This is a genomic window from Vibrio sp. 1F169 (assembly GCF_041439605.1).
Classification (GTDB): Bacteria; Pseudomonadota; Gammaproteobacteria; order Enterobacterales; family Vibrionaceae; genus Vibrio; species Vibrio tasmaniensis_A.
The window spans coordinates 57,071-65,844 of sequence record NZ_JBGOOI010000021.1; the positions used below are offsets into that span (position 1 = coordinate 57,071).

An 8,774-nucleotide genomic window follows, 5' to 3' on the forward strand; every position below is an offset into this window, starting at 1 on the left:
GACGCAGTGATACAGATGAAAGGTGCTCTGAATATCAGAGTGCCTATGTTTTAAACATAAACCTTAAATGTTCAATGATTAACGTTTACGTCTTTTTAGCCAGTAACTTGAGAGCTCCAGTCACTGGCTAAAAAGATTTTTACCTATCAAGATTTAACCCGTATTCGGAGTTTCAAATGGCAATAGTTAGCCTGCGTAAAGTAGAAAAACAGTACGATAATGGTTTTAAAGCCGTACACGGAATTGACTTAGATATTCACGAAGGTGAGTTCATGGTATTTGTGGGGCCGTCTGGTTGCGCCAAATCTACCACATTGCGAATGATTGCTGGCTTAGAAGATATCTCAGCAGGTGAAGTGCGTATTGGCGATAGAGTGGTGAATGATTTAGCGCCTAAAGAGCGTGGTATTGCCATGGTATTCCAAAACTATGCGTTGTACCCACACAAAACGGTCTTCGATAACATGGCCTTTGGTTTGAAAATGCAAAAGCGACCAAAAGAAGAGATCAAACAACGCGTAGAAGATGCCGCTGAAAAACTAGAAATTACTGATCTCCTGTATCGTAAGCCTAAAGAAATGTCGGGTGGTCAGCGTCAGCGTGTCGCAGTGGGGCGAGCCATTGTTCGTAAACCGGACGTATTCTTATTTGATGAGCCTCTATCCAACCTTGATGCCAAACTGCGTGTTTCGATGCGTGTGAAAATCGCACAACTACACAAGTCTCTTAAAGATGAAGGTAACCCTGCGACCATGATTTATGTCACGCACGATCAAACGGAAGCTTTAACTTTAGGCGACCGAATTTGTGTATTAAATCAAGGTAACATTATGCAAGTGGACACGCCGACCAACTTGTACAACGCACCACAGAACAAGTTTGTGGCGGGTTTTATCGGCTCCCCAGCCATGAATTTAGTGAACACAACCCTACGCAAGTTAGGTGATGATATTTACGTGGAACTTGCCCCTAACGCCCAAATTATTATTCCTAAACGTTTGCAAGAAAAGCTTGTGGATCATATTGATAAGCCCGTGTGTCTAGGCATTCGACCTGAACACATAAATATTGCCGCTGATGATGAGATGGTGAACGTACACCCTGGTGAGCTGACCGTGGTTGAAAACTTAGGGAATGAAAAATACCTGTATTTCAAATTGGGTGATAACGAAATTGTTGCGCGAGTGAATAACCAAAGCATAAGTACATCAGATATTGGCAGCCAAGTACGCTTTAATTTTGATTCTGCTTTTTGCCATATTTTTGATGGTGAAACCGAACAGAACCTGACGTTGTAAAATCAGGCCTTATTGGCATTAACTATCGTAGATGAATGGTTTCAATAGAACGTTCTAACACCTCACTTTAATAATATGCCCTAAGTATCTCACTTTGGCTTAAGGGCATAATAAAAATATAAATGAATCCTGAGAACTCATTCTCAAGATACTGTCACGCCTCAATTAAATAGAACTTATATAAGGAAGGTTTTATTCGTACAGCTGACTTCATCGCTTCTGACATTATTTAACGCGGCCGTAATGGTTGTATGGGAGGGAGACTATATAGCATGCTCACGAAACACGACCTGATAGTTAAATCGCGTGACAAGAATATAAAACAATAACCTACACCAACATAACGTGAATAAAGGACGACACATGAAGAATAAGCTTATTGTGCTATCAGCATTACTGGCTTCCCTACCTGCTATGGCAGATTGGAACCAGGCCTATTTCCGTGGTACAGCCAATAACTGGCAAGCCGAATCTATGGTTAAAGTGAAAGCAAACCACTGGCAAATAGTGAAAAAATTTAATACCGGTGATGGAACGAACTCTCCTAGTTTTAAGGTTGATCGCTTTGGTGATTGGTCTGAAAACTACCCTCTATCAAATTTCTCTGTTGACCCTAATAAAACCTACGAAATTAATTTCTATGACGACACGAATAAAGTGGTGGTCCATGAAAAGCTTCCCTTTGATATGCGTGATGAAACCATGTATTTCGTGTTTCTTGACCGTTTCTATGATGGCGATTCAGCCAATAATACAGCGACGGGTGCCGACATGTATTCGGCAGACAAATCGGATTTCAAAAAATACTTTGGTGGTGACTTAAAAGGTTTAACTGCAAAGCTAGATTACTTGCATGATATGGGGATCACGGCCATTTGGATAACGCCTCCAGCAGATAACATTAACGTGCCTGACAGTCGAGGCGGTGCGGGTTACCACGGCTACTGGGGACGTGACTTCTTTAAAGTTGACGAGCATCTAGGTACCGTTGCCGATTTTAAAGCATTAAAGACTAAAATGGATAGCTACGGCATGAAACTCGTGCTGGACTATGCGCCTAATCACTCTAACCCTGATGATGAAGGGGAATACGGTGCACTTTATAAAAAGGGTGTTCGAGTTACCGACTACAAAAATGATAATGCAGGGTATTACCATCATAATGGAGCGATCGCTGAAAACGGTAAAGATTGGGAATGGAACGACGCAAGGGCGGTTCGCGATAAAACCTTATTCAACTTAACCGATTTTGATCAACGTAAAGATGGCCCTGCGCGTCAGTATTTGATTGATGGTGCGAAATTCTGGGTTGATTTAGGGGTAGATGCGATCCGTATTGATGCGGTGAAACATATGGATAAAGAGTTTATCCAAGATTTTACTGGCCAAATAAACGCATACGCGAAGAAAAGCCAAGGTAAAGATTTCTATTTCTTTGGTGAGTGGATGGATTCAGGCGCTGACGCAACGGGATCAAACTTTGCCTCTATCGATTTTGCCAATACATCAGGCTCTGCATTGCTTGATTTTGGTTTGAGAAACACCATCGAAAACGCCTTGCTACAACACAATGGCACTGGCATGTATGCCATTAATAACTACATGAAGCTGAGAGACCAAAAATTCACAAGCAGTGATTGGCAAGTGGTGTTCTTAGATAACCACGATGCGTCACGTATCTCTACCGTTTTACGCTCAGACGCGAAGAACTTTGGCGCAGGTAAAGACAAGTGGGGTGGTCGTCAAAGTGTTGCATTTGCACAAGACAGAGTGGAGCTGGGTTTAGCGCTTATTATGACCTCTCGTGGCATTCCTTGTATTTATTACGGAACAGAGCACTACGCGGCTAACTTCACTACCAACGGTTTTGGCCAGCAAGGTAACGACCCATACAACCGTGAAATGATGCCAAGTTTTGATAAAACGACCAATGCTTACAAGATGATTAAAAAGTTGAGTAAGTTACGTAAAGACAGCTATGCGGTGCAGCAAGGTGATTATATCGAGCGCTGGATAAGCAATGATGTATTGGTATATGAACGTAACGCAGGCGATGACGTAGTTGTGGTTGCAATGAACCTCGGTCAAGGTACATCGGTTAACGCGGTGAATTTAGGATTGGCAAATGGAACTTACGACAGTGTATTAGGCACTGACCAAGTGGTTGTTTCTAATGGCAGCGGTACATTTAATCTAGACCAAAATGAAGTGGTTATCTTACGCACTAAGCACTAACAGGTAATACAGGCTATTGATAACGGTTTTACTGGTTTTCGATTGAGTCTCAACAGCATAAACCTCGTACATAGTGTGCGAGGTTTTTTGTTTTTCTTCGCTTGAGCTAGTGGAATATTCTTCATTTTATCGAATTCCAACTAAAATCCTGCCCAAGGGTGTCTTTTCTACAAGAAAACTAGTCGAAGCCTTAACCATGATCTACAATACGGCAAAATTCTAACTCGACTATTTTCAGGAAGAGCTGCATGTACATGAGCACTGATGAGGTTCGCAACGCGTTCCTTAAGTTCTTTGAGAGCAAAGAACACCAAATCGTAGACAGTTCATCGTTAGTTCCACATAACGATCCAACCCTGCTATTTACTAACGCAGGCATGAACCAATTCAAAGATTGCTTCTTAGGCGCCGAAAAACGTGCCTACACTCGAGCAACTACGGCTCAGCGTTGTGTACGTGCGGGTGGTAAACACAATGACCTTGAAAACGTAGGTTTCACGGCTCGTCACCATACATTCTTCGAAATGCTAGGTAACTTCAGCTTTGGTGATTACTTCAAAGAAGAAGCGATTGGCTTTGCTTGGGAATTCCTGACTGAAACACTAGGTCTGCCAAAAGATCGCCTGTTAGTAACGGTTTACGAGACAGATGACGAAGCATTCGAAATCTGGAACAAGAAAGTGGGCATCCCAGCTGACAAGATTGTTCGCATCGGCGACAAAGAAGGTGGCAAGAAGTTTGAATCTGATAACTTCTGGACAATGGGTGACACAGGTCCTTGTGGTCCATGTACTGAAATCTTCTACGATCACGGTGAGCACATCTGGGGCGGTCGTCCTGGTACACCTGAAGAAGATGGTGACCGTTTCATCGAGATTTGGAACAACGTATTTATGCAGTTCAACCGTCATGCTGACGGCACTATGGAACCGCTACCTAAGCCAGCTGTAGATACTGGTATGGGTATTGAGCGTATCTCTGCAATCATGCAGGGCGTTCACTCTAACTACGAAATTGATGTATTCCAAAAGCTAATCAAGGCGACAGCAGAAGTAGTAGGTCACGACGACCTATCTAACCAATCGCTGCGCGTTATCGCTGACCACATCCGTTCTTGTTCATTCCTAATCGCTGATGGTGTCATGCCTTCAAACGAAGGTCGTGGCTACGTTCTACGTCGTATTATTCGTCGTGCAGTTCGTCACGGTAACAAGATTGGTGCACAAGGCGTGTTCTTCCACAAACTTGTGGGTGTACTGGCTGAAGTGATGGGCTCTGCGGCTGAAGAGCTTAAGAAACAGCAAGAGCTTGTTGAAAAAGTACTTCGCATCGAAGAAGAGAACTTTGGTCGCACGCTAGAGCGTGGCATGGTTATTCTAAACCAAGAATTGGATGTTATTGAATCTGAGCTTAATTTAGCTATTCAGAATAAAGAGCAATATAGCAATGAAGTATTTGGGGTTTTACCAGGTGAGGTTGTGTTTAAATTGTATGACACATACGGCTTCCCAGCAGACCTTACTAACGATGTAGCGCGTGAGCGAAATTTATTTATTGATGAAGAAGGCTTTGAAAAGGCGATGGAAGAGCAGCGTCAGCGTGCTCGTGAAGCGGGCCAATTCGGCACGGATTACAACGCGACGATCAAAGTAGACACCAACACTGAGTTCTGTGGCTACACAGGTACTGAAGGTGCAGGTGAAATCTCTGCGCTATTCGTTGACGGCGAAGAAGTATCTTCATTATCAGCGGGCGACAAAGCAATCATCATCCTTGAAGAGACACCATTCTACGCTGAGTCAGGCGGTCAATGTGGTGACGCGGGTACGCTAAGCACAGCGTCGGGTCTATTCAAAGTACAAGATACTCAAAAGCTAGGTAATGCATTTGCACACCACGGTGAGCTCGTTGAAGGCGTATTTGCTCAAGGCGATAAAGTAGAAGCGCGCGTTGATGCTGAGCGTCGTGCTGCTATCTCACTAAACCACTCTGCAACTCACTTACTTCACTCAGCATTGCGCGAAGTGCTAGGTGAGCACGTTGCTCAGAAAGGTTCTTTAGTTAAGCCAGACAACCTACGTTTTGACTTCTCTAACCTTGAAGTGGTAACACCAGCACAGATTAAAGAAGTAGAGCGTCTAGTTAACGCACAAGTTCGTAAGAATCATGTGATTGAAACGAACATCATGGACATCGAGTCAGCGAAAGAAAAAGGTGCAATGGCACTGTTTGGCGAGAAGTACGATGATGAAGTTCGCGTTCTGTCTATGGGCGATTTCTCTACTGAGCTTTGTGGTGGTATCCACGCAAGCAACACGGGTGATATCGGTCTATTCAAGATCATTTCAGAAGGTGGTATCGCTGCTGGTATTCGTCGTATTGAAGCGGTAACGGGTGAAGCAGCTCTAGATGCAGTAGAAGCTCAGGCTAACGCTTACGAAGAGAAGCTTGCTGAATCAGCTAAGAAAGCGAAATCGCTAGAGAAAGAAATCCAACTACTTAAAGAAAAGATGGCTGCAGCTGAAGGCGCAAACATCATGGGTAAAGTGGAAGACATCTCTGGTACTAAAGTTCTGGTTGCTGCCATTGAAGGCGCAGACAACAAGAACCTACGTACTATGGTTGATAATGCTAAAAACCAAGTGGGTAGCGGCATCATCCTGATTGCGAACGTAGCAGACGGTAAAGTTGGCCTGATTGCTGGCGTAACTAAAGACCTTATCGGCAAAGTTAAAGCGGGTGACCTCGTTAAGATGGTTGCTGAGCAAGTTGGTGGTAAAGGCGGCGGTCGTCCAGATATGGCTCAAGCGGGTGGTACTGACGTTGAAGCACTACCTGAAGCGCTTAAATCAGTACGTATTTGGCTTGAAGAGCGTCTTTAAGCTTAAGTAATTGATACAAAGATGCCCAATCAACTGATTGGGCATCTTTTATTTAGCCCATTGGAAGAACGTCTGAAAAAGGTTTGATTGAGATTAACCAAGAAGGCTAATGGTAACGTTAGACTCCTTGGTTAATTTTTTATTGCTTCGCCATGACGCGGAGTATGTGTTTTTTTGTCATATATAGACATTGGTCTTGGGAAGGTGAGGACGGGTGAAAATGCCTCTTATCGTGCAGAAATTTGGTGGAACGTCGGTGGGTTCAATTGAACGAATCCATCATGTAGCAGGAAAAATCATTGAAGCGAAAAATGAAGGGAACCAGATCCTGGTTGTCGTTTCTGCTATGTCAGGTGAAACAAATCGGTTAGTTAACTTAGCTTCACAAGTTGATAGCGTACCAAACGCTAGAGAGTTGGATGTGCTGTTAACAGCTGGAGAACAAGTTTCCATGGCTTTGTTGGCGATGACGTTGCACAAGTTGGGTTATGAAGCGACATCGATGACTGGCTATCAAGCCAAAATACACACCGATTCTAATCATAATAATGCGACGATTGAGCGTATTGATACCGCTCCTATTAAAGCGCTGTTAGATGATGACCAGATTGTCATTGTTGCAGGTTTTCAAGGCGTTAATGCGAAAGGTGATATCACAACCTTAGGGCGAGGTGGTTCAGACACCACGGCCGTTGCGTTGGCGGGCGCCCTTCAAGCGAAAGAGTGTCAGATATATACCGATGTTGATGGCGTATATTCCTGCGACCCTAGAGTGGTTAAGCAATCTAAGAAATTAGATACCTTAGATTTTCCCTCTATGGAAGAAATGGCTCGCAGAGGCGCTAAGGTTTTACACCTTCCATGTGTTCAACATGCGTGGCGACACAATGTACCATTGAGAGTGCTTTCGAGCTTTGAAGAAGGCGAGGGAACTCTTATCGCGGGTAATGACTGTTTGAATGATATTGCTGGGATAGCCATTCAAAGAGATATGGTTCGCATCGAGTGTTTGAATCAAGATTTACCGTCCCTCATGTCGCATTGTCATTTATTAGGGATTGAAGTCTGTAGTGTGATCGAGGGAGCAGAACGGGCAGCACTCATTATCAAACCGGACATAAGTGCTAAATTAAAACTAGTTTTTGACGAGAAAATCCGTAATAGTGAACAGGTTAGTTTGTTAACTGTGGTAGGAAGCCGAACACAAGAAATTGTGGTCAGTTCACATGGATTGTTGTCTGAAGGCGAAATTGATGTACAGCATCACTTATTGCAACAGCAGTCTTTAACTTTGGTGATATCACCAACGCAAGTCGATATGGCTGCTAACATATTACACAATGCATACATCGTAGCGCGTGAAACACAGGGTTATCCTAAAAAAGAAGTGCATTTTGGTTAAATAAACTCAATCGATAGTTTACGAAAATATAACTTTTGTTGGATAATGCTCGCGTAGCTAGATAAATTTAGAGATTACTCAAGGAGCAAAGAATGCTAATTTTGACTCGCCGCGTTGGCGAAACACTGATGATTGGTGACGAAGTAACAGTTACTGTACTAGGCGTTAAAGGTAACCAAGTACGTATTGGTGTTAACGCACCTAAAGAAGTATCTGTTCACCGTGAAGAGATCTACATGCGCATTCAAGCTGAAAAAGGTAATGGTAACGTTGCACCTGGCAACTACTAATACTTTTGCGTAGAGAAGAGGCTAGCATTGTTGCTAGCCTTTTTTGATCTTGGGGGAATGGAAATACGCATTTGAACATCGATGGGGTGGTAACGGGTTAGTCTTAACGCGGTGAAGTGAGAACTTTATGACGTTATGAAATACAAATAGGATCGATCATCGCTATTGCACGGTATTTTGTCTGCGCAAACTCAAGATTTGTTAGCTTCCCCTATGGCGCAAATACGCATCCCGTAGTATTGTGCAAACAGCGGTAGCACTTGCTGCTGGATAAATTAGATAATTGTTTTCGGCTGTTTATTATTGCCAATCTTTCACCTTAATTTTTAAGGGAAAAAGCGCGATTTGAAGCTTATAAGTTCAATTTGCAAGCGCTTTGATTAAATAGCAAACGGTTGAGTGTTTTTGTCCAATTTTTTTCAATAAAGTGTTTGACATATTTTCGGTAAAACGTAATATGTGCCTCCGCAAGACGGTGAGGTGGCCGAGAGGCCGAAGGCGCTCCCCTGCTAAGGGAGTATGTGGTTTGTAGCCGCATCGAGGGTTCGAATCCCTCCCTCACCGCCATTTCTTGCACGTTTGAATTTGCAAGCAAACACAGAAGTAACAATGTGCGCCCTTAGCTCAGCTGGATAGAGTACCTGGCTACGAACCAGGCGGTCGGAGG

5 protein-coding genes and 1 tRNA gene are annotated in these 8,774 nt (G+C 43.5%); all 6 read left to right on the forward strand.

Annotation, left to right across the window (positions count from 1 at the left end):
• Positions 1–176: 176 nt before the first annotated feature.
• Positions 177–1,298, forward strand: coding sequence for an ABC transporter ATP-binding protein (locus ACED53_RS10865; protein ID WP_017100766.1), 1,122 nt, complete (start codon positions 177–179; stop codon positions 1,296–1,298).
• A 363-nt stretch (positions 1,299–1,661) separates the two neighbouring features.
• Positions 1,662–3,533, forward strand: coding sequence for an alpha-amylase family glycosyl hydrolase (locus tag ACED53_RS10870; protein WP_029225462.1), 1,872 nt, complete (start codon positions 1,662–1,664; stop codon positions 3,531–3,533).
• A 248-nt stretch (positions 3,534–3,781) separates the two neighbouring features.
• Complete coding sequence (alaS, locus tag ACED53_RS10875) at positions 3,782–6,415, forward strand: alanine--tRNA ligase (protein ID WP_017100768.1); 2,634 nt, start codon at positions 3,782–3,784, stop codon at positions 6,413–6,415.
• A 220-nt stretch (positions 6,416–6,635) separates the two neighbouring features.
• A complete protein-coding gene (locus ACED53_RS10880; RefSeq protein ID WP_081326135.1) occupies positions 6,636–7,817 on the forward strand; it encodes an aspartate kinase in 1,182 nt (393 codons plus the stop codon).
• Positions 7,818–7,909: 92 nt separating this feature from the next.
• Entirely contained in the window at positions 7,910–8,107 is a 198-nt protein-coding gene (csrA, locus tag ACED53_RS10885) for a carbon storage regulator CsrA (protein WP_009847619.1), read from the forward strand.
• A gap of 474 nt (positions 8,108–8,581) precedes the next feature.
• A tRNA-Ser gene (locus ACED53_RS10890) sits at positions 8,582–8,674 on the forward strand.
• Positions 8,675–8,774 lie beyond the last annotated feature (100 nt).

Excerpts from the sequence above, each read along its gene's own strand:
- ACED53_RS10865 (WP_017100766.1), top strand. The coding sequence starts at position 177 with ATGGCAATAGTTAGCCTGCGTAAAGTAGAAAAACAGTACGATAATGGT.
- ACED53_RS10870 (WP_029225462.1), top strand. The coding sequence starts at position 1,662 with ATGAAGAATAAGCTTATTGTGCTATCAGCATTACTGGCTTCCCTACCT.
- alaS (WP_017100768.1), top strand. The coding sequence starts at position 3,782 with ATGTACATGAGCACTGATGAGGTTCGCAACGCGTTCCTTAAGTTCTTT.
- ACED53_RS10880 (WP_081326135.1), top strand. The coding sequence starts at position 6,636 with ATGCCTCTTATCGTGCAGAAATTTGGTGGAACGTCGGTGGGTTCAATT.
- csrA (WP_009847619.1), top strand. The coding sequence starts at position 7,910 with ATGCTAATTTTGACTCGCCGCGTTGGCGAAACACTGATGATTGGTGAC.